Source organism: Flavonifractor sp. An52 (assembly GCF_002159385.1).
Taxonomy (GTDB): domain Bacteria; phylum Bacillota; class Clostridia; order Oscillospirales; family Oscillospiraceae; genus Flavonifractor; species Flavonifractor avicola.
Genome location: NZ_NFIB01000025.1, coordinates 1 through 20,714, shown reverse-complemented (window position 1 = coordinate 20,714; position 20,714 = coordinate 1). Strand labels below are relative to the sequence as shown.

The following is a 20,714-nucleotide window of genomic DNA, read 5'->3' as shown; positions in this document are numbered from 1 at the left end:
ATCCGTTTGGCAAGAGTATTCAAAAAAGAAAGCGTCAAATCCGAGGATTTGACGCTTTGGACAAAAACGAATGGACAGTTTAAGACCGTTTCCATGCATTTCCGCTAAAGAGCACCAGAATGGGCAAAACCTCAAGGCGGCCCACAATCATGCACAGGGAAAGCACCAGTTTGGAAAAGCCGGAGAAGAAAGCGTAGTTGCCCATGGGGCCTACCAATTCCAGACCGGGACCGATGTTGCCGATGCAGGAGACCACCGCAGTAAAGGTGGTACCGAAGGAGTTGTTGTCCACAGAGACCAAGAGTGTGGCGCCCAGGGTGATAAAGATATAGGCGGCAAAAAAGATCTGGACGGAACGAAGGGCGGTCTCGTCCACTACACGACCGTCCAGTTTGACCACGTTGACGGCCCGGGGATGGATAACCTGGCGGATCTCCCGCTTGATGCAACGGCCCAGCAGCAGGACACGGGAACACTTGATAGCGCCGCCGGTGGAGCCGGCGCAGGCGCCGATAAACATGAGCAGCACCAGCAGGGTTCTGGAGAACTCTGGCCATAGGTTGAAATCCGTGCTGGCGAAGCCAGTGGTGGAGATGATGGAACCGACCTGGAAGGCGGCATGGCGGATGGATTCTCCGCCGGTGGGGTAAAGATTCCAGATATTGATGGAGATCAGCGTGATACTGGCAAAGACTACGATCAGGAAGAAGCGCAACTCGTCACTTTTCAGTACCTGCTTCACCTTTCCGCAGAGCAGCAGGAAGTAGAGGGAGAAGTTCACGGAGAACAGCAGCATAAAGATCGTAATGATGATCTCAATGGCGGGACTGCCGTAGGCGGCAATGGAGATGTTTCTGGTGGAAAAGCCGCCGGTGCCTGCTGTGGCGAAGGAGTGAACGATGCTGTCATACCAGGGCATCCCGGCGATCTTCAGAATGATGATCTCAATGGCGGTCAGACCGCAGTAGATCCCGTACAGGATCTTGGAGGACTGGCTACTCTTGGGGACCAGCTTGCTGACTACAGGGCCGGGACTTTCGGCCCTCATCAGGTGGAGAGTGCGGGACCCCAGACTGGGCAGCAGTGCGATGGTAAGAATGAGCACGCCCATACCGCCCAGCCAGTGGATGAAGGAGCGCCAGAACAGAATGCCGCGAGGCAGCGGCTCCACTGCGGTCAGAATGGATGCACCGGTGGTGGTAAAGCCGGAGACGGCTTCAAAAAAGCAGTCTATGTAAGAGGAGAAATAGCCGCTGAAATAGAAGGGAAGCGCGCCGAAGGCGCCTACCAGCAGCCAGATCAGCGCCACCGCGAAAAAGCCTTCCCGGGTAAAGAAGTGGTCGTCACTGGGCAGAAGGGAAAGCGCGAAGCCGATTACCATGACCAGCGGTATGGTGAAGAGAAAGGGGGTGGGGTCTTCCTGATAGATCAGACACACCAGCAGCGGCAGCAGCATGGTGATAGCCTCCACCATCAGGGTCTTTCCGGCTACTTTAAATACCAGTCTGAAGTTCATTGCGCCGCCCCCAGATCCAGCAGAGAGTCCTCATAGATATCATTGAGGTCCAGAATGCCGTGGTTGCGGGAGATCAGAATCACTGTATCGCCCGCGGAAATGGAACTGGAGCCGTCAGGAATGATGATCTTACCCTGGTGGACCAGTACGGCAATGAGGATGCCCTTTTTCAGCCGCAGATCCTTCAGCGGCACGCCCTGATTGTGGGTCGTCTCATTGGCGATGAACTCCAGAGCTTCCGCGTGTCCGTCGCAGATCTTGTACAGGGCGTTCATCACGCTGCCTTTGGAATTCTGCATTCCGCGGACCACCTGAAGAATGTGGCTGGCGGTGATGAGCTTGGGGGAGATCACACTGTCCAGACCGGCGGCGTGGGCGATGCTGGCGTAGTTCTGCCGGTTGGACTTGGCCACCACCTTTTTGATACCCTGCTGCATGGCGTAGAGGGAGATGATGATATTGTCCTCGTCCCGGTCGGTGAGGGCAATAAAGGCGTCGGAAGCGCTGGCGTTTTCCTCCTCCAGCAGCTCCTGGTCGGTGCCGTCGCCCTGAATAATGAGGGCCTGGGGAAGCACATCGCTGAGGTGACGGCAGCGCTCCGGGTTACGCTCCACGATCTTGACCTGCATTCCCATCTTGAGCAGAATGCTGGTCAGATAATGGGCGATGCGTCCGCCGCCGATGATAAAGGCGGAATGCAGCTTGGGAATGTGCCGTCCCAGCAGGCGGAAGAAGGCGGTCAGGCCGGCGGGCTGACCCACCAGATAGAGCCGGTCGCCTACCCGGGGAATAAAGGTGCCGTCAGGAATGATGACCTCGCCGTCTTCCCGCTCCGCCGCGCACAGGAGCATGGGCAGCTCCCGGATCTTGCTGGTCTGGGCGGACAGAGGCTGGTCGGCCAGGAAGTCGCCCTCCCGCACCCGGAAGCCGATTAACTCCACCCGCCCCCGGCAGAAGGTTTCGATGTTGGCCGCGCTGGGGAAACGAAGCAGGCGGGAGATCTCCACGGCGGTGGCATTCTCCGGGTTAATGGCCAGATCAATGCCCAGTTCCCGCTTCATGTGGGACAGCTCCATGGCATACTCCACATTGCGTACCCGAGCGATGGTAAATTTGGCGCCCAGCTGTTTGGCGGTGAGGCAGCAGACCATGTTGACTTCGTCCAGGCTGGTGGCGGCGATGAGCACGTCTGCCGACTCAACACCCGATTCCTTCAGGGCGGAGATGGAGGCGCCGTTGCCCTTGACGCACATCACGTCCAGAGATTCTGAGGCGTGGCGCAGGGCGTCGTCGTTGGTGTCGATTACCGTGACGTTGTGCTCCTCCTGAGACAGATGCTCTGCCAGTGTAAAACCGACCTTTCCATCTCCCACAATGATGATCTTCAAGCAATATCCATCCTTTCAGGGGTCGGGGTCCCCTTGTAGACGCTCTATATAAATCAGGCGAGAGCGGTCCATTCATGATGTATGATCGTAGCCTCCATCTTAACGCAATCTGTCAGTAGATGCAAGTATTCTTTCATCATTCCGACAAACTTCGGGAAAGCAAAAGAAAGATTTCCTGGAACAAAAATCTGCCGGTCTGTGACCGGCAGATTGGGCGGCGGCAGGATGATTAACTGGTCCATTCGCCGTGGATGATGCCCACCAGGTACCAGTCGTTGTTCCAGATCTCAAAAACCAGCTTGAGAGAGCACCAGTCAAAGCCCTCCAGCGCGGGATCGATACCAGGGAAGTGGTATTCCACAAAACGACCGTTGGGATAGGCATCAGCCACGTTTTCCAGGGCGTTTCCACTGATTAGCACGGTATCAATCCCCACCTGGGGAGCTTCGGTATAGTCGGTGTTAAAAACATAGCGGGCAAAATAGTCCTTGGAGGTGCAGCGGATGGGGGAGCCGGAGCCCACAGCCAGACCCCAGGTGTAGAGCTGTTTATCTTCCGCTAAACCGGCCACCTGATCTTGCGAGAGTACATTGTCACAGGAATGGTCCACGGTGGAGTAAGGCGTCAGGGTGACCCCCCGCCTGGGATGGACCAGCTGGGAGAGCGCGGAATAATCTTCCTGCTTGAGTGCCTCCAATACCTGACTGGCACGCTCCAGGAGCAGCGTATTGTCGTTGACATCCAAGGGTGGCTCCGTAGGAACAGCGGAGGCGTAGGTATGCTGATTATAGGCGACAGTAGGAATGGAGGAAGAGACAGCAGCGGAGTTATTAGAGGAAGAGAGAGACAGTCCCACCATAGAACCCAGAACCAGTCCGCACAGCAGAGCCAGTACGGTCATTAGGGCTGCCCGCTTCACATTCGCCGCCTCCTTTTAAATCGTGATGTCTGCCGGACCAGGTAAAAATGCAGCCTGTCCTTCAGCAAAACTATTCTAAAACGGATGAAACAAAAATACAACAACAAAACGTTACAAAAAGGAGAGATATTTGTGCACCTTGCAAAGGGGAGCAGAAACTGATATAATACAGTACGCCAATCCGTGGACCATACCCGGTCTGATCCGGGGATGAAAGGGATGTATGCGACACCGAGGAGGTATCCGAGATGCATGAACATGAATTGCAGTTCCATATAAAATGTAAGCAGGGCGACGTGGGCCGCTATTGCTTTCTGCCTGGTGATCCGGGCCGCTGCGAGAAGATAGCCGCTTATTTTGATAATCCGGTGAAGATCGGCAGTAATCGGGAATATACCATTTATACCGGCACACTGTTGGGCGAAAAGGTGAGCGTATGCTCCACTGGCATCGGGGGTCCCTCCGCTGTGATTGCCATGGAGGAGCTACATAACATCGGGGCGGATACCTTTATTCGTGTGGGTACCTGCGGCGGTATTGCTCTGCCTGTCAAAAGCGACGATGTGGTGATTGCTACCGGCGCGGTGCGCCACGAGGGTACCAGCCGGGAGTACGCGCCCATTGAATTCCCCGCTGTGTCCGATTATGAAGTCCAGACCGCTCTGGTCCAGGCGGCCAAGAACCTGGGGAAGCCGTGGCACGCTGGCGTGGTCCAGTGCAAGGACTCTTTCTATGGGCAGCACAGTCCGTCCCGGATGCCGGTGGCTCAGGAACTGCTTTATAAGTGGGAGGCCTGGAAGCGCCTTGGCGTGCTGGCCTCTGAGATGGAGTCGGCGGCTTTGTTCTGCTGCGCCGCCGCACTGGGCGTGCGGTGCGGCTCCTGCTTCCATGTAATCTGGAATCAGGAGCGGGAGGCCGCCGGCCTGGATCAGACCGAGAGCCACGACCTGTCCGCCGCTCTGGAGGTTGGTATCGAGGCGGTCAAGCTGTTGATCGAGGCCGACAGGGAGAAAAACTGAAAATGCCTGCATCAGGGCCTGCCGCAATATGCGGCGGGCCCTTTTTTGCTGCTGTACAGCGCTCCCCAAACGGGTATGTTTGTCTGACAATATACCGGATATCGCAGCAAATTCGGTAACAGAATTACGGGGAGATCAACTTATGTGTTTTGTTAATGTTGTGCATTGACAACTGTTAGCAGACAAACTAAACTAAACATAGTACAGAAAAAGGAGATGACGTGATGCGGCAGGAGCGCCATGTGGGCTATGAGATCAAAGCCCTGTCCAATCTGCTGCGGCGAAAGGTTTTGGAGATGACCTGCACACCGGAAGGAGACGATTTTACCGAGATGCAGGTGAAGCTGCTGGGTTTTTTGTGTCATAATCGGGACCAGGAGATCTGCCAAAAGGATATTGAGGAAGCCTTCTATATCCGGCGGTCTACGGCATCCCGGCTGCTCAAGCGGCTGGAGGCTCAAGGCTTTATCGTGCGGCAGTCAGTGGAACGGGACGCCCGGCTCAAGCGGGTGACCACCACTGCCAAGGCGGATGCGCTCCATCAGGAGATCATCGATCGGATCAACAGTGTGGAAGACCTGTTGACCCAGGGGCTGAGTCAGGCGGAGGTGGAGCAATTCCTCAGCACGGTGGAAAAACTGAAGCAGAATCTGATGTAAGCCGTCCGTGTGGCGGCTTACAGTGCGTCATTCCTGCGTAGACTGTGGTTTACGCGCAAATCCTAAGGAGGGAACCCTATGAAGAAGAAACGCGGCTTAATCAGCTGCATTGGGGAATTCAAGACGGCTACCATCCTTACACCCATCTTCGTGATCGGAGAGGTGGCCTTCGATGTACTGATTCCCATGATGACCGGCAAGCTGCTGGATGAAGGCGTCAGAGCGGGCAATATGAGCCGGATCATTCAGTATGGCCTGCTGGTTGTGGCCATGGCATTGATGGCACTGCTGTTGGGTGGCCTGTCCGGCCGGTTCGCGGCCCGGGCCTCCACCGGCTTCTCCCGCAATCTGCGCCGTGAGATGTACCAGAACGTACAGAAGTTTTCCTTTTCCAACATCGATAAATTCTCCACCGGCGGTATCATTACCCGTCTGACCACTGATGTGACCAACGTGCAGATGGCCTTTATGATGATTATCCGTATTGCGGTGCGCTGCCCCATTATGCTAATCTGCGCCTGGTTCCTTACCTTTACCCTCAATCCCAAGCTGGCGCTGATCTTCCTGGTGGTCATTCCTATTCTGGCAGCGGGTATTCTGCTCGTTATGAAATCGGCCCACCCTGTCTTCGAGCGTGTGTTCAAGAAGTATGACTGGCTGAACAACGTGGTGGAGGAGAACCTGCTGGGCATCCGTGTTGTGAAGTCCTTTGTGCGGGAGGATCATGAGAAGGAGAAATTCGGCAAGGTGTCCAATGAGATCTATATGGACTTCTCCAAGGCGGAAAAGATCGTGGCATTCAATATGCCGCTGATGCAGATCTGTGTCTACGCCTGTATGCTCACTGTGTCCTGGATTGGCGCCAACCTGGTGGTGGGCGGCGAGCTGACCACCGGACAGCTGACCAGTATGTTCAGCTACATCATGATGATCCTCATGAGCCTGATGATGCTGTCCATGGTGCTGATGATGATCATTCTGGCCCGGGCTTCTGCTGAGCGAATCGTGGAACTGCTCAACGAGGAGAGCGACCTGAAGAACGGCCCCGATCCCATCCATGAGGTGAAGGACGGTTCCGTGGTCTTTGAGAACGTCAGCTTCAGCTACGCCAAGGACCCCACCAAGGAGTGTCTGAAGGACGTGAATCTCACCATCAAGTCCGGCGAGACCGTGGGCATTCTGGGTGGTACCGGTACCTCCAAGACCACCCTGGTCCAGCTGATCCCCCGTCTGTACGATGCCACTGAGGGCCGCGTGCTGGTAGGCGGCGTGGATGTGCGGGACTACGATATGGAGGCTCTGCGTGAGCAGGTGGCCATGGTGCTCCAGAAGAATGTGCTTTTCTCCGGTACCATTAAGGAGAATCTGCGCTGGGGCAACAAGGAGGCCGCTGACGAAGAGATGGTCCGGGTGTGTAAGCTGGCCCAGGCTGATCCCTTTATCCAGGAGTTCCCAGACAAGTACGATACCCACATCGAGCAGGGCGGTTCCAACGTGTCCGGTGGCCAGAAGCAGCGCCTGTGTATTGCCCGGGCTCTGCTGAAGAAGCCCAAGATCCTCATTCTGGATGACTCCACCTCTGCAGTGGACACCAAGACCGACGCCCTGATCCGCAAGGCGTTCCGGGAGGAGATCCCCGACACCACCAAGTTCATCATTGCCCAGCGTATCTCCTCCATTGAGGACGCCGACAAGATCCTGGTGATGGACGGCGGCAAGATCTCCGCCATGGGTACCCATGAGGAACTGCTCAAGACCTGCGAAATTTACCGCGAGATTTATGAATCCCAGACCAAAGGAGGCGGCGAAGATGAAACCTGATATGAGACAGAAGCCTCCTGTGAACCGCTCCCGCACGATACGCCGCCTGATGCAGTACGTCAAGCGGGGATACGGGTTCCGGTTCCTGCTGGTGTTGGTATGCATCCTGATCAGCGCCATCGCCTCGGTGTCCGGCTCACTATTTTTGGGCTCCCTCATCGACGTGTATATCACCGATCTGCTGGCCATGGATAACCCGGTGTTTGACGGCCTGCTCCATGCCCTTATTCTCATGGGCTGCCTCTATCTTGCCGGTGCCCTGTGTGCCCTTGCCTACAACCGTCTGATGGTTACCATCTCTCAGGGCGTACAGAAAAAGATCCGGGATGATCTGTTCAGCCATATGCAGTCCCTGCCCATCAAGTATTTTGATACCCACGCTCACGGCGACGTGATGAGTGTATACACCAACGACGTGGATACCCTCCGTCAGATGTTTTCCCAGAGCATCCCCCAGGTCATCAACTCTCTGATGATGATTGTGGTGGCCTTTGTGGGCATGATCTTCACCAATTTGCTGCTTACCGGCGTGGTAATTCTTTGCATCATCGGTATGCTGCTGGTGACCCGGTTCCTGGCCGGCCGCAGCGGCCGCTACTTCATTCGCCAGCAGGTGAAGCTGGGCGATCTGAACGGCTATATTGAAGAGATGATCAACGGCCAGAAGGTAGTCAAGGTTTTCTGTCACGAGGAGGAGGCCCAGGAGGGCTTTGATAAGGTGAATGACGCTCTCTTCGAGAGCGCCGACAAGGCTAACAAGTACGCCAACATTCTTATGCCTATCCTGATCAATATCGGCAATGCCCAGTATGTCATCATCGCCATGGCCGGCGGTGCTCTGGCCCTCAGCGGCATTGGCCCCGGCATCACCTTGGGCGTCATCGCTACCTTCCTCCAGCTGTCCAAGAGCTTGTCCAACCCCATCAGCCAGATCTCCCAGCAGATCAACTCGGTGGTCATGGCTCTGGCCGGCGCCCAGCGTATCTTTGATCTGATGGATGAGCCTGCTGAGGAGGACCACGGCACCGTGACTCTGGTGAATGTGGCCTTTGACAAGGATGGTACCCTCCATGAGACCGACGAGCATACCAACCTGTGGGCCTGGAAGGTACCTCAGGAGGACGGTTCCTTCCAGTATGTGAAGCTGGCGGGTGATGTGCGCTTTGACCACGTGGACTTTGCTTATGAGGAGGGTAAGACCATCCTCCACGACATCAGCCTCTTTGCCAAGCCTGGCCAGAAGCTGGCCTTCGTGGGCGCCACCGGCGCAGGCAAGACCACCATTACCAACCTGATCAACCGCTTCTATGACATTGCCGACGGCAAGATCCACTATGACGGCATCTCCATCAACGACATCAAGAAGCCCGATCTGCGCCGCTCTCTGGGCATCGTGCTTCAGGATACCAACCTGTTTACCGGTACCGTTCGGGAAAACATCCGCTACGGCAACCTGAACGCCACCGATGAAGAGGTGGAGGCCGCCGCTGTGCTGGCCAACGCCGACGACTTCATCCGGCGGCTGCCTCAGGGATACGATACCATGCTGACTGGCAACGGTGCCAACCTGTCCCAGGGCCAGCGGCAGCTCATTGCCATTGCCCGGGCCGCCGTGGCCGATCCCCCGGTGATGATCTTGGACGAGGCAACCTCTTCCATCGATACCCGTACTGAGGCCATTGTCCAGCAGGGTATGGACTCCCTCATGTGTGGGCGCACCGTCTTTGTCATTGCCCACCGCCTGTCCACCGTACGCAACTCCGACGCCATTATGGTGCTGGATCACGGCCGTATTGTGGAGCGAGGCGACCACGAGGACCTGATCGCTCAGCAGGGCCTCTACTATCAGCTGTACACCGGCGCGTTTGAGCTGGAGTAAGCAAACCCTCTCTTTGCAGCAGGCCGCCCCGGTCATACCGGGGCGGCCCGCTATTTTTTCCTTCAGCACGCACCACCTCCGGAGCGCGGCATAGTATGGAATGAGACCGGGCCGGACAGCGGGAAGCTCCGCCGCCAGCTCCAGGTTTCTAACATTTAAACCGGGAGGTACTTCTATGATGGGGTGCAATAATGGTTGTGGCTGTGGCTTTGGCGGCGGTAGCTGCCTGTGGATCATTCTGATCATCATCCTGCTGTGCTGCTGCTGCGGCGGTGGTAATAGCTGCGGCAACAACTGCGGCTGCGGAAACAGCTGCTGCTGAGTCCATACCCATAGAAAAAACCGGGGGGATGCCAAACAAGGCATCCCCCCGGTTCGTCTGTCCGGTCCCCGGAGCGCATAGAATGGCAGAAAGGGGGGACGGGGTATGGAGCGGCGGTTTTCACTGTGGGAGGGCCGGGGCTGGCTCACGGTGCGGGAGGAGAAGAACCGTGCGGTGTGTGCCGCACAGTTGCCTAACGACGGCAAAGGACTGTACAAGTGCTGGCTTACCGGAGGGGGAGGAAAAGCCCTGCTGGGCACCTTTGTGCCCCAGGGCGGTGTCCTGCGGTTGGAGCGTACCTTGACGATCAGCGAGCTGGAGCGGCAGGGTGCCTGGCCGCCGGAGGGCGGTCAGGCCGTACTGGCGTTCTCTTTTGATGGGGCAGAGAAGATTCCGGCAGGGTGGCGGCGGGAAGACAATCCCGGCCGGCTGATGGGGGAGCCGCTACTGGCCGCTGCCGCCAAAGGTCCGGCTCTGATCTGTCGGGACGAGCGTGGCTTTCTTATGGCCTATCTGTATCGGAAAGACCGGCCTTTTCCGTTGACGCCGCTGTTTTGCTTTGCACGGCTGGAAACGCTGGAGGGGCGGGACTATCTCTGTTTTCCCTTCCGGCCCGGCGGCTGCCCCCGGCTGGACGATCTGTTGTAATTTCACTTTGTTTGCGCTATACTGACAGAATGAGATCCTATTTACAAATGAGGAATGAACTATGACCGATTATTTTCATCTGAATGCCCAGCCGGAACTGATCCAGGGGATCAGCAGCCTGGGACTGGCCCATCTGGGGGATGGTGTGTTTGAGCTGATGGTGCGCTCCTGGCTGTGTCTCCACGGCAAGGCCACCTCCAAGGGCCTCCATCGGGCCACGGTCCGCTATGTGGCGGCTCCCGCCCAGGCTAGAGCAGTGGAGAAGATCCTCCCCCTGCTGGAGGAGGCGGAGCAGGACGTGTTCCGTCGGGGCCGCAATACCAGCCCTCACAGCGTGCCCCAGAATGCCAGTCGGGCGGACTACCAGGCTGCTACCGGCCTGGAGGCTCTGTTCGGATGGCTGTGGCTTCAGGGTCGCACCGACCGGCTCAATGAACTGTTTGCCGTAATGATGGAGGAAGAGGAATGCCGTTAGACGCACTGTGCCTGACCGCCGTGGCGGAGGAGCTTCGCCGGGCCGTGGTGGGGGGGAAGATCGACAAGATTTATCAGCCTACCAGGGATGAGATCGTGCTCTTCCTCCGGGGGCAGGGCGAGAATCTGAAGCTGCTGCTCTCCGCCAATCCCGGCCACCCCAGGGCCTACCTCACCACCCTGAACCGGGAGAATCCGGACAAGCCCCCTATGTTTTGTATGCTGCTGCGCAAGCACCTGCTGGGCGGCCGCATTCTGGAGCTGAACCAGCCCCCCCTGGAGCGTATTCTGGACTTTAAGCTGGAGACCATTGACGAACTGGGGGACCGGGTGGAGCGCCGTCTGGTGCTGGAGGCCATGGGCCGCTCCGCCAACCTGATCCTGTTGGACGGGGAGGGGCGCATCATTGACTGTATCCGCCGCATTGACGGCGACCTGTCCAGAGGACAGCGCCAGGTGCTGCCCGGCCTGTTCTATCGGCTCCCTGCTCCGCCTGCCAAGCTGAATCCCTTTACACTGGATGAGGACGGGCTGAGGGCGGCCCTGGATAATCCCATGGGAAAAGAGCCGGAAAAGCTGCTGATGGATACCTTTACTGGCCTTTCACCCCTGATTGCCCGGGAAATCGTGTTCCGGGCCGGAGGGGAGGAGGGCCTGGTTCAGGAGCTGCTCAAGCTGCAAAATATTGTACAGCAAAATAACTTTACAGCCTATCTGCTGATGCGGGAAGGCAAACCGGTGGATTTTTCCTTCCTGCCCATCCTCCAGTACGGGCCGGAGACTGAGAGCATCCGCCAGGACAGCTTTTCCACTCTGCTGGACGGCTTCTATGAGCGCCGGGAGGCGGCGGAGCGGGTCAAGCAGCGGGGCCAGGATCTGGTGAAGGCGGTGACCAATGCCCGAGACCGTACCGCCCGCAAGCTGGCCAACCAGGAGAAGGAGCTGACTGCCACCTTTGACCGGGAGAAGCTGCGGGAACAGGGAGACATCATCACCTCCAATCTCCACCGGATGGAGAAGGGGATGGCGGTACTCCATGCCCAGAACTTCTACGACCCGGATTATGGTGAGATTGAGATCAAGCTGGACCCCCTGCTCACCCCTCAGCAGAACGCCGCCAAGTATTATAAGGACTACAACAAGGCTAAGAAGGCGGAGGAGATGCTCACCATCCAGATTGAGAAGGGCGAGCGCGAGCTGGAGTATCTGAACAGCGTGCTGGAGAACATCCGCCTGGCAGAAGGGGAGCGGGACCTGGGGGAGATCCGCCAGGAGCTCACTGACACCGGCTATCTCCGCCGGGCCAAGACTGCCGCCAAGCGGGAGAAGCGGGTGGCGGGCAAGCCCATGGAGTTCCGCTCCACCACCGGCCTACGCATCACTGTGGGCAAGAACAACAGCCAGAACGACCAGCTTACCACCAAGATGGCTTATAAGAGCGACATCTGGCTCCACACCCAGAAGATCCACGGCTCCCACGTGATCCTGTGGCTGGAAGGAGGGGAGGCCGACGCCCAGAGCCTCACCGAGGCGGCCATTCTGGCGGCTACCTTCTCCCGGGCGGGGGACAGCACCCGGGTGCCGGTGGACTACACCCCGGTGAAATATGTGAAGAAGCCCGCCGGGGCCCGGCCGGGCATGGTGGTGTATACCACCTATCAGACCGCCGTGGTGGACCCGGACCACGAGCTGGCAAAGCGCCTGCGGGTGAAATAACCGGGGACCAGGAGGAGATCATATATGGAGACCTGCCACATCCTGGTGGTGGAAGACGACCAGGATATCAATAACCTGCTGTGCAAGATCCTGACCGGAGCGGGCTACAACTGCCGGCCCGCTTACTCGGGCAGTGAAGCCGCCCTGTGGGCGGAGCAGTATAATTATGATCTGGTGCTGCTGGACCTGATGCTCCCCGGCATGACCGGGGAGGAGTTCATTGCCCAGCTCCGCCGGCGTAAAACCATGCCCATCATCGTTCTCTCCGCCAAGGCGGGGCTGGAGGATCGGGTGAACGTGCTGCGGCTGGGGGCGGATGACTTCATCCCCAAGCCCTTCGACAACGCCGAGGTGCTGGCCCGGGTGGAGGCCCAGCTGCGCCGGTACAAACAGTTTGACCGGGGGAGCGGCGGGGCTGTGCTTACCCACGGGGACTTGGTGCTGGACAAGGAGGGTGTCACCGTCACTGCCGGCGGCAAGCCGGTGACCATCACCGCCCGGGAATTTCGCATTTTGGCCCTGTTGATGGAGCATCCCAAGAAGGTTTTTACCCGTGAGGAGCTCTACCAGCAGGTGTGGGGCGGGGAGTATATGGGGGACGACAATACGGTAAACGTCCACATCTCCAATCTGCGGTCCAAGCTGGCCAAGGCCAGCCCCACGGAGTACATCAAAACGGTGTGGGGTATCGGCTTCAAACTGAACGATTTATAAGATCACACCCAACTTTAAACATTCTTCACCTTTGCTTAAAGCCCGGTTATTGACTTGCCTGTATACTGGCATCACAAACCAAGAGAAAGGCTGATGCCCTATGACAGATACCGTATTACACACAAAGGGCCTGACCAAGCGGTACGGGGCCCACACTGCGGTGGACCGGGCGGAGCTGACGGTGGAGAAGGGCCAGATCTATGGCCTGGTAGGCCGCAACGGCGCCGGAAAGACCACCATCATCCGCATGGTGACCGGTCAGACCGTGCCTACGGCGGGGGAGCTCTCCCTCTTCGGGGCCACGGGTAAGGACCTGATGAAGGTGCGTGCCCGCACCGGGGTCATGGTAGAGACTCCCAGCTTCTACCCCTACCTTACCGCCCGGCAGAACCTGGAATACTATCGCATCCAGCGTGGCATCCCCGGCAAGGGAACGGTGGACCAGGTGCTGGAGGAGACCGACCTGGCCAACACCGGGAAAAAGATCTTTAAGAACTTTTCCCTGGGCATGAAGCAGCGGCTGGGTTTGGCCCTGGCGCTGATGAACCGGCCCGACTTCCTGCTGCTGGACGAGCCCATCAACGGACTGGACCCGGAGGGCATTGTGGAGTTCCGCAACTTGCTGCTCAAGCTCAATCGGGAGCGGCAAACCACCATTCTGATCTCCAGCCACATCCTGCCGGAGCTGGCCAACTTGGCCACCTGCTACGGCTTCATCGACAACGGGGTCATGCTGGAGCAGATCACCGCCCGGGATCTGGAGGAGAAGTGCCGGGCTTGCATCGAGGTAGGAGTGGAGGACCCCTCCGCCGCCTCCCTGGTGCTGGAGCAGAAGCTGGGCACCCGGGACTACGAGGTGCTCTCCGGCGGTATCCTGCGGCTGTACAGCTTCCTGGACCAGCCACAGACAGTGGCAAAGGTGCTGGTGGAGGGCGGCGTAGCCCTGCGCTCCCTGGAGAGCCGGGGGGCCAACCTGGAGGACTACTTCCTGTCCATGATCGGAGGTGTCCGTCATGCGTAACTATCTGGCCGCTGAATGCTATAAAGTATTCCGGAGAAAGTATCTCTACCTGACCCTGCTGGTGGTGCTGGCCCTGGAGGGGCTGATGCTGTGGGGGTTCTGGTTCACCTGGTCCAACGGCAACACGCAAATGGACTTTTACTCCGCCGTCATCATGATCCCCATGATGCTGAGTATCGGACTGTATGCCACCATCCTCACCGGCGACATGGTCTTTTCTGAGCAGTATAAGCACAACACTCTGAAAAATGAGGTGTCCTACGGCGTGTCCCGGGTGCGGATCTACCTGGGCAAGCTGGCGGTGGCTACCCTGGTGGCACTGCTGGCGGCGGTGGTGATGGTGGCCCTCTATATGGCAGGCTGCTGGGTGCTGCTGCCCCACAATGAACTGGACCAGACCGGTCTGGCACTGGTGGGCTACACCCTCGCCGGTGCGCTCCCCCTGTGGCTGGGAGCCCAGGGCGTGGTACTGGCCTGTTATTTCCTGGTGCGCAACACCACCCTGGCCGCCTTTGTGGCGGTGGCCCTGCTGGGTGTGGTGCCCTCCATCCTCCAACTGTGCGGTCTGCTCATCCATCCGACCTTTGAAATGATCCGGCAATTTATGCCCGCCGTTATGCTGGAGCAGCTGCATCTCTATGCCTTCCAGTGGGACTATGTGGGCCGGTGCTGGGTGGTAGGCCTGGTGGTGCTGGCGGGGTCCATTTTGGTAGGCCTGCTGGCATTCCGGAAAAAAGAGATCCGCTGACAGACAGAGCCGGGAGGGAGACATATGCTCAACTACATCAAGGCGGAGCTGTGGAAGGCCTTCCGGCACAAGGGAATCTACGGGCTGGTTCTCTTTCTGGGAGTGTGTACCGCTCTGTTCACCTTTATGATGCTGGAGGCTGACGACTTTTCCCAAATGGCCTCCGCTGCCTCCACTACCATGCTGCTGGGGATGCTGGTTGCCCCGCTGCTTACCCAGATCGTGGACGGCAAGGCCCTGGGGAGCTTAAAAAATGAGGTGTCCTTCGGGCTGAGCCGGGGACGGATCTACTGGGGCAAGCTGTTGGCCGGATTGATGCTGGGGCTGGTGCTGTGCCTGCTGCTGTTGGGAAGCTACCTGCTGGTGGGTTGGCTGGCCCTGCCTCACTACTCCCGGGAGGCCGATTTGGTTGCTTTGGCGGTGGTAGGCTTCTCTTTGCTGGGGGCCCTTCCCGTCTGGTGCGGGATATATAGCTTGTGCCACATGATGGCCCTGCTCATCCCCAGCACGGCGGCATGGATGGCGTTCTATTATATCCTCAGCTTCTTTGGCCAGCCTGTGCTGGTGGCCCTGGCGGCCATGGGTACCGAGGGCCGGGTCGGCAGTTTGATTCAGGCGATTTTAATGCCAGCATCCCTGCTGATGCCTGATTTTCTGTCCGGCTGGCTTACCTGGGAGTACCAGTTCTGGTGCTGGGCTGTAGGGATAGGCTGGCTGGTATTTACCACAGCGCTGGGCCTGCTCTGGTTCCGGCGGCGGGAGATCAAGTAAAAAGAAACTTTTCCACGGGCGTGCCGCTTCCTGCGGCACGCCCGCTTGGGCTGGAGAGGAGATGGGACCATGACGATCATCCTTTGTATCCTGCTGGCCGCAGTATGCGCCGGACTGGGCCTGTGGGTTTGGACACAGTACCGGGCGTTAAAAGAGGCGGCGGAGCAACTGCGGGAGCTGACCCAGGGAGACAGCACCGCACGGCTGCGGATGGCGGTACCCAACCGGGCGGCGGAGGAACTGTTGGAGGGGGTCAACCACCTGCTGGAGCTGCGGCGGGAGGACCAGTCCCGCTGGCTGGAGCGGGAGCGCTCCCTTCGCCAGCAGATTGCCAACGTGTCCCACGACCTGCGTACCCCTCTGACCTCCATCCTGGGCTATCTTCAGCTGCTGGAGGACCCTTCGCTGCCGGAGGGAGAGCGGAGGGAGTACCTTGCGGTGGTGGAGAGCCGGGCCAAGGCATTGCAGAGTCTCATCACCGGCTTTTATGACCTGTCCCGGCTGGAAGGGGGAGAGTATCCTCTGGAGCAGGAACCGGTGAATCTCTATACCAGCCTGTCCGGTTTGCTGGCCGCCTTCTACAACGACTTTACCGACCGGCACTTTGATATGACGGTGGAGTTGTCTGAGTATCTGCCGCCGGTGCAGGCAGACAACGGCGGCGTACTGCGGGTATTCACCAATCTGATCCGCAATGCCCTGGACCACGGACAGGGGAAGATGACCGTCCGGCTCTGGCAGGAGGGGGACAAGGTGGTGAGCCTCTTTGCCAACGAGACCGATGAGCTGACGGCGGAGGACCTGCCCCATATCTTCGATCGCTTCTTTACTTCCGATAAAATGCGCACCGGCCGCAACACCGGTCTGGGCCTGGCCATTGTCAAAACTCTGGCGGAGCAGATGGGCTGCCAACTGACCGCTGAACTGGAAAACGGTATGTTTGCCATTCGGGTACAGTGGCCCCTTTGGCAGGGGCGAAGCTTTGGATGATGTGCCAAAGGCGGTGATTGCCGCTTGACAAAGTAAGGGAAAACTGATATCGTTTATCCGTATGACTGGAAGGCCGCAAACCATTGGGGCTGTAAGGTTTTCTAAACTGGGCAGTCATAAAAATGGCGGAAGCGGCCGTGAAGGGAAACCGTGCCGCAGATTGTTATTGAGAAGAAGAGGTTGAATACTATGGTAAAGATCGTACGCAAGAAGGTGCTGAACCCCAGCGTTACCTTGCTGGAGGTTGAAGCCCCCCTGATCGCCAAGAAGGCGCGGGCGGGACAGTTTATCATTCTGCGGCTGGATGAGCAGGGTGAGCGCATCCCCCTGACCATTGCCGACTATGACCGTGAGAAGGGCACCATCACCATCATCTTCCAGAAGGTGGGCCTGACCACCGAGCTGCTGGCCGACCTGAATGAGGGCGACCACATCCAGGACTTTGTGGGTCCTCTGGGCCTGCCCACCGAGCTGCCTGAGGGCGCCAAGCGCGTCTGCGTGGTGGGCGGCGGCGTGGGCTGCGCCATTGCCTATCCCCAGGCCAAGACCTGCCATGCCGAGGGCCTGGAGGTGGACGTGATCGCCGGCTTCCGCTCCAAGGATATTGTCATTCTGGAGGACGAGTTCAAGTCTGTCAGCGACTACTGCTACATTATGACCGACGACGGCTCCTATGGCGAGCAGGGCTTCGTTACCGTCAAGCTGAAGGAGCTCATTGACTCCGGCATCCACTATGATGCTGTCATCGCCATCGGCCCCATCCCCATGATGAAGTTTGTGTCCAAGACCACCGAGCCCTACGGCATCAAGACCATCGTCTCCCTGAACCCCATCATGATCGACGGCACCGGTATGTGCGGCGGCTGCCGTGTCACCGTGGGCGGCAAGATGAAGTTTGCCTGTGTGGACGGCCCCGACTTTGACGGCCACGAGGTGGATTTTGACGAGCTGATGAACCGCAATGCGGTTTACCGTGCTCAGGAGGCGGAGGAGAAGGAGCGCCACGCCTGCCGTATGGACCAGCTTGCCAAGGAAATGATCCAGTAAGGAGAGACTGATACAATGCCTAATATGAGTTTGAAGAAGGTCCCCATGCCGGAGCAGGACCCCAACGTACGCAACCATAACTTCCAGGAGGTCTCTCTGGGCTACACTGCCGAGATGGCCATGGAGGAGGCCGGCCGCTGCCTCAACTGCAAGCACAAGCCCTGCGTGGGCGGCTGCCCGGTGAATATTCGCATCCCTGAGTTCATCGCCAAGGTGGCCGAGGGTGACTTCAAGGCCGCCTATGAGATCATCTCCGACACCAACGCCCTGCCCAGCGTCAGCGGCCGTGTGTGTCCCCAGGAGAGCCAGTGTGAGGCCCGCTGCGTCCGTGCTATCAAGGGTGAGCCTGTGGCCATTGGCCGCCTGGAGCGTTTTGTGGCCGACTGGTACCGGGAGAACATCAACGCCATGCCTGAGAAGCCCCAGAGCAACGGCATCAAGGTGGCGGTGGTGGGTTCCGGTCCTGCCAGCCTGACCTGCGCCAGCGATCTGGCCAAGCTGGGCTATCAGGTCACCATGTTTGAGGCCTTCCATACCGCCGGCGGCGTGCTGGTGTACGGCATCCCCGAGTTCCGTCTTCCCAAGGCCATCGTGCAGAATGAGGTGGACAAGCTGTCCGCCCTGGGTGTGGATCTGGAGACCGACATGGTCATCGGCAAGACCTTCGACATCGACGAGATGTTTGAGGAGGGCTACGAGGCCGTGTTCATCGGCTCCGGCGCCGGCCTGCCCATGTTCATGGGCATCGAGGGCGAGACCCTGGCGGGCGTGTACTCCGCCAACGAGTACCTGACCCGTATCAACCTGATGAAGGCCTACCGGGAGGGATACGACACCCCCCTGAAGATCTCCGGCTCCGCTGCTATCATCGGTGGCGGCAACGTGGCCATGGACGCCGCCCGCTGCGCCAAGCGCATGGGCGCCAAGCACGTCTATGTGCTCTACCGCCGGGACGAGGAGGAGATGCCCGCCCGTAAGGAGGAGGTCCACCACGCCAAGGAGGAGGGCATCGAGTTCATGCTGCTCACCAATCCTGTGCGGGTACTGGACGACGGCACCGGCAAGGTGGGCGGCCTGGAGTGCGTCAAGATGCGCCTCACTGCTCCCGACGAGAGCGGCCGCCGTGCCCCCAAGGTGGTGGAGGGCTCCAACTTCGTGATGGACGTGGACACTGTGGTCATGAGCCTGGGCACCAGCCCCAACCCCCTGATCCGGTCCACCACCCCCGGTCTGGAGACCAATAAGAAGGGCTGTCTCCAGGTGGATGAGGAGACTATGGCTACCAGCAGGGAAGGGGTCTATGCCGGCGGCGATGCCGTTACCGGCGCAGCCACTGTGATCCTGGCCATGGGCGCTGGCAAGAAGGCAGCCGCCTCCATGCACGAATACCTGACCAAAAAGCACAGCAAATAAAAGTTCAGCGGGGCCCGCCGGATTCCGGCGGGCCCCGCTTTATTTGATATGAAATTGGTTACTAAAAAGAAAGTGACTGAGCAAAAGGTGGGGATTGCAGGGAGAAGGACGGCGCGGTACACTATACCATGTATAAGAAAGAGAAAAGGAGAGGATGGGTATGCCCGCCCTTCAGAACAATCTGACCGAGGGGAGTGTCAGCCGCAAGCTGATTCGATACGCCATGCCCCTGGTGGCATCCAGCCTGCTGCAGGCCATCTATTCCATCACGGACATTATCATCGCCGGTCATTTCATCGGAGATAACGGTATCTCCGCCATCAATACCTCCAGCGTCATCATGAATATGCTGACCCAGGTGGCCATAGGCCTGACGGTGGGCGGCAACATCCTGGTGGGCCGCTACTTTGGCAGCGGCGCGGACGAGGAGCGCAAGAAAGCGGCAGGTAATACCTTCACGGTGGGCGTTATCACCGGTATTTTGTTTACTGTGGCGATTTTGCTGTTGGGCCGGCCCTTCCTGACGCTGCTGAAAGCCCCTGCCATGGAGGATTCGGTGGCCTACCTGGGAATCTGCGGCATCGGTCTGTTGTTCATCTTTGGGTATAACGCACTGTCGGCCATTCTGCGGGGGGTGGGAAATTCCCGCATCCCGCTGTATTGCATCATTGTGTCCGTCAGCCTCAATGTAATCCTGGACATTCTGTTTGTGGCGGTCTATGAGATGGGTGTGGCAGGCGCGGCTATGGCCACTGTAATTGGTCAGGCGGTGTCTTTTATAACAGCCCTGGTGTTCAGCCTGATCCATAGGGACAGCCTGGGCCTGCGGCTGAAGTACCTGCGCCCGGAGCGCCGCGTGGTGGGTATGACCCTGAAGCTGGGTCTGCCGGTGGCCCTCCAGTGGACCATCGCCAGCATTTCCTGGCTGGTGGTGCTGAGCCTGGTGAACAAATACGGTGTGGCGGTGTCTGCCGGTAACGGAGCCTCCAATAAAATCCGGGATTTCTGCCAGCTGTTCCTGTCCGCGCTCACCACCGGCGCCGGCACCATGTGCGCCCAGTGCCTGGGCGCCAAGATGTACGACCGGGCGGAGCAGGTGATGAAGACCTGTATGAAGCTGTCCCTGGGTATGGCGGCAGTCATCATCGTGCTGGCCGAGGTCCTGGCTCCCTGGCTGGTGATGATCTTCACCCCCGACCCGGAGGTTCAGCACTGGGCCGTCATCAACCTGCGGATTGAGATTGTATGCCAGCTCTTCTATGCAGGTATGTACACCTATAACACGTTGGCCACTGGTTCGGGCCACACGGTGTTTATTATGTGGAACTCCTTCCTCAACTGCATCGTGGTCCGTCTGGTGCTGGCGGTGATTCTGGAGCATTTTATGGGCATTTACGGTGTTTATCTGGCTTGCGGCATTGCGGTGTCCAGCTCGGTGCCGGTGGGCTGGTGGTTCTACCGCTCCAACCGCTGGAAAATCGCAAAGAACGTAGCATAACAGAATGAAAAAGTCCCCGCTGAGGACCTCAAATGAACTGCACCCCATTTGTTAGACAGTATGATATACTGGATAACAAGTGGGGTGTTTTATTATGCCAAAAGGGAAAGCAAACAAGCGCTACACACCGGAATTCAAGCAAATGGTAGTA

General features: G+C 58.4%; 19 protein-coding genes. 16 read left to right on the top strand and 3 right to left on the bottom strand.

All coding sequences use genetic code 11. The features are described from left to right. Positions 1–79 precede the first annotated feature (79 nt). The 3 genes from B5G06_RS10190 to B5G06_RS10175 all read right to left on the bottom strand — a co-directional run bounded on the left by B5G06_RS10190 (position 80) and on the right by B5G06_RS10175 (position 3,823). On the bottom strand, positions 80–1,516 hold the full coding sequence (locus B5G06_RS10190) for a TrkH family potassium uptake protein (protein WP_087188965.1): 1,437 nt from the start codon (positions 1,514–1,516) through the stop codon (positions 80–82). Further along, positions 1,513–2,904 (bottom strand): Trk system potassium transporter TrkA, encoded by a 1,392-nt coding sequence (gene trkA / locus B5G06_RS10185; protein ID WP_087188964.1) that lies wholly within the window; start codon positions 2,902–2,904, stop codon positions 1,513–1,515. Before trkA ends, B5G06_RS10190 begins: the two co-directional genes overlap by 4 nt. Before the next feature lie 229 nt (positions 2,905–3,133). Continuing rightward, positions 3,134–3,823 carry a hypothetical protein gene (locus tag B5G06_RS10175; protein ID WP_087188962.1) on the bottom strand — a complete coding sequence of 230 codons (690 nt, stop codon included), beginning with the start codon at positions 3,821–3,823 and terminating at the stop codon, positions 3,134–3,136. Between the two features lie 248 nt (positions 3,824–4,071). Here B5G06_RS10175 and udp point away from each other — a divergent pair, with 248 nt between their 5' ends. The 16 genes from udp (at position 4,072) to B5G06_RS10100 (ending at position 20,563) form a co-directional block, all read left to right on the top strand. Continuing rightward, complete coding sequence (udp, locus tag B5G06_RS10170) at positions 4,072–4,842, top strand: uridine phosphorylase (protein ID WP_087188961.1); 771 nt, start codon at positions 4,072–4,074, stop codon at positions 4,840–4,842. A 224-nt stretch (positions 4,843–5,066) separates the two neighbouring features. After that, a complete protein-coding gene (locus B5G06_RS10165) occupies positions 5,067–5,501 on the top strand; it encodes a MarR family winged helix-turn-helix transcriptional regulator (RefSeq protein ID WP_242955454.1) in 435 nt (144 codons plus the stop codon). 78 nt (positions 5,502–5,579) lie between these two features. Then, positions 5,580–7,322 carry an ABC transporter ATP-binding protein gene (locus tag B5G06_RS10160; protein WP_087188960.1) on the top strand — a complete coding sequence of 581 codons (1,743 nt, stop codon included), beginning with the start codon at positions 5,580–5,582 and terminating at the stop codon, positions 7,320–7,322. Beyond that, a complete protein-coding gene (locus B5G06_RS10155) occupies positions 7,312–9,201 on the top strand; it encodes an ABC transporter ATP-binding protein (protein ID WP_242955453.1) in 1,890 nt (629 codons plus the stop codon). Before B5G06_RS10160 ends, B5G06_RS10155 begins: the two co-directional genes overlap by 11 nt. Before the next feature lie 175 nt (positions 9,202–9,376). Then, a complete protein-coding gene (locus B5G06_RS14050) occupies positions 9,377–9,523 on the top strand; it encodes a hypothetical protein (RefSeq protein ID WP_158094694.1) in 147 nt (48 codons plus the stop codon). A gap of 105 nt (positions 9,524–9,628) precedes the next feature. Continuing rightward, a complete protein-coding gene (locus B5G06_RS10150) occupies positions 9,629–10,171 on the top strand; it encodes a hypothetical protein (RefSeq protein ID WP_087188959.1) in 543 nt (180 codons plus the stop codon). 61 nt (positions 10,172–10,232) lie between these two features. Beyond that, complete coding sequence (locus B5G06_RS10145) at positions 10,233–10,646, top strand: Mini-ribonuclease 3 (RefSeq protein ID WP_087188958.1); 414 nt, start codon at positions 10,233–10,235, stop codon at positions 10,644–10,646. Next, the gene (locus tag B5G06_RS10140; protein ID WP_087188957.1) at positions 10,637–12,361 is read left to right on the top strand and encodes an Rqc2 family fibronectin-binding protein; all 1,725 of its coding nucleotides are present in this window, start codon (positions 10,637–10,639) and stop codon (positions 12,359–12,361) included. Before B5G06_RS10145 ends, B5G06_RS10140 begins: the two co-directional genes overlap by 10 nt. A gap of 24 nt (positions 12,362–12,385) precedes the next feature. Next, positions 12,386–13,075: a response regulator transcription factor gene (locus B5G06_RS10135; RefSeq protein ID WP_087188956.1), complete on the top strand. Its 690-nt coding sequence runs from the start codon at positions 12,386–12,388 to the stop codon at positions 13,073–13,075. Positions 13,076–13,175: 100 nt separating this feature from the next. Further along, on the top strand, positions 13,176–14,096 hold the full coding sequence (locus B5G06_RS10130; RefSeq protein WP_087188955.1) for an ABC transporter ATP-binding protein: 921 nt from the start codon (positions 13,176–13,178) through the stop codon (positions 14,094–14,096). Further along, positions 14,089–14,844 (top strand): ABC transporter permease, encoded by a 756-nt coding sequence (locus tag B5G06_RS10125; protein WP_087188954.1) that lies wholly within the window; start codon positions 14,089–14,091, stop codon positions 14,842–14,844. The genes B5G06_RS10130 and B5G06_RS10125 overlap by 8 nt, the downstream gene beginning before the upstream one ends. 24 nt (positions 14,845–14,868) lie before the next feature. Then, positions 14,869–15,615, top strand: coding sequence for an ABC transporter permease subunit (locus tag B5G06_RS10120; RefSeq protein WP_087188953.1), 747 nt, complete (start codon positions 14,869–14,871; stop codon positions 15,613–15,615). A 69-nt stretch (positions 15,616–15,684) separates the two neighbouring features. Then, entirely contained in the window at positions 15,685–16,605 is a 921-nt protein-coding gene (locus B5G06_RS10115; protein ID WP_087188952.1) for a sensor histidine kinase, read from the top strand. A gap of 189 nt (positions 16,606–16,794) precedes the next feature. After that, positions 16,795–17,652 (top strand): sulfide/dihydroorotate dehydrogenase-like FAD/NAD-binding protein, encoded by an 858-nt coding sequence (locus B5G06_RS10110; RefSeq protein WP_087188951.1) that lies wholly within the window; start codon positions 16,795–16,797, stop codon positions 17,650–17,652. A 15-nt stretch (positions 17,653–17,667) separates the two neighbouring features. After that, positions 17,668–19,065, top strand: a complete 1,398-nt coding sequence (gene gltA, locus B5G06_RS10105) for an NADPH-dependent glutamate synthase (protein WP_087188950.1) — start codon at positions 17,668–17,670, stop codon at positions 19,063–19,065. Positions 19,066–19,225: 160 nt separating this feature from the next. Beyond that, positions 19,226–20,563 carry an MATE family efflux transporter gene (locus tag B5G06_RS10100; protein ID WP_087188949.1) on the top strand — a complete coding sequence of 446 codons (1,338 nt, stop codon included), beginning with the start codon at positions 19,226–19,228 and terminating at the stop codon, positions 20,561–20,563. Positions 20,564–20,714: the final 151 nt, after the last annotated feature.

What these genes read in the sequence shown, in the direction of transcription:
- B5G06_RS10190 (WP_087188965.1), bottom strand. Translation starts at nt 1,516, where the DNA reads ATGAACTTCAGACTGGTATTTAAAGTAGCCGGAAAGACCCTGATGGTG.
- udp (WP_087188961.1), top strand. Translation starts at nt 4,072, where the DNA reads ATGCATGAACATGAATTGCAGTTCCATATAAAATGTAAGCAGGGCGAC.
- B5G06_RS10165 (WP_242955454.1), top strand. Translation starts at nt 5,067, where the DNA reads ATGCGGCAGGAGCGCCATGTGGGCTATGAGATCAAAGCCCTGTCCAAT.
- B5G06_RS10160 (WP_087188960.1), top strand. Translation starts at nt 5,580, where the DNA reads ATGAAGAAGAAACGCGGCTTAATCAGCTGCATTGGGGAATTCAAGACG.
- B5G06_RS10155 (WP_242955453.1), top strand. Translation starts at nt 7,312, where the DNA reads ATGAAACCTGATATGAGACAGAAGCCTCCTGTGAACCGCTCCCGCACG.
- B5G06_RS14050 (WP_158094694.1), top strand. Translation starts at nt 9,377, where the DNA reads ATGATGGGGTGCAATAATGGTTGTGGCTGTGGCTTTGGCGGCGGTAGC.
- B5G06_RS10150 (WP_087188959.1), top strand. Translation starts at nt 9,629, where the DNA reads ATGGAGCGGCGGTTTTCACTGTGGGAGGGCCGGGGCTGGCTCACGGTG.
- B5G06_RS10145 (WP_087188958.1), top strand. Translation starts at nt 10,233, where the DNA reads ATGACCGATTATTTTCATCTGAATGCCCAGCCGGAACTGATCCAGGGG.
- B5G06_RS10140 (WP_087188957.1), top strand. Translation starts at nt 10,637, where the DNA reads ATGCCGTTAGACGCACTGTGCCTGACCGCCGTGGCGGAGGAGCTTCGC.
- B5G06_RS10135 (WP_087188956.1), top strand. Translation starts at nt 12,386, where the DNA reads ATGGAGACCTGCCACATCCTGGTGGTGGAAGACGACCAGGATATCAAT.
- B5G06_RS10130 (WP_087188955.1), top strand. Translation starts at nt 13,176, where the DNA reads ATGACAGATACCGTATTACACACAAAGGGCCTGACCAAGCGGTACGGG.
- B5G06_RS10125 (WP_087188954.1), top strand. Translation starts at nt 14,089, where the DNA reads ATGCGTAACTATCTGGCCGCTGAATGCTATAAAGTATTCCGGAGAAAG.
- B5G06_RS10120 (WP_087188953.1), top strand. Translation starts at nt 14,869, where the DNA reads ATGCTCAACTACATCAAGGCGGAGCTGTGGAAGGCCTTCCGGCACAAG.
- B5G06_RS10115 (WP_087188952.1), top strand. Translation starts at nt 15,685, where the DNA reads ATGACGATCATCCTTTGTATCCTGCTGGCCGCAGTATGCGCCGGACTG.
- B5G06_RS10110 (WP_087188951.1), top strand. Translation starts at nt 16,795, where the DNA reads ATGGTAAAGATCGTACGCAAGAAGGTGCTGAACCCCAGCGTTACCTTG.
- gltA (WP_087188950.1), top strand. Translation starts at nt 17,668, where the DNA reads ATGCCTAATATGAGTTTGAAGAAGGTCCCCATGCCGGAGCAGGACCCC.
- B5G06_RS10100 (WP_087188949.1), top strand. Translation starts at nt 19,226, where the DNA reads ATGCCCGCCCTTCAGAACAATCTGACCGAGGGGAGTGTCAGCCGCAAG.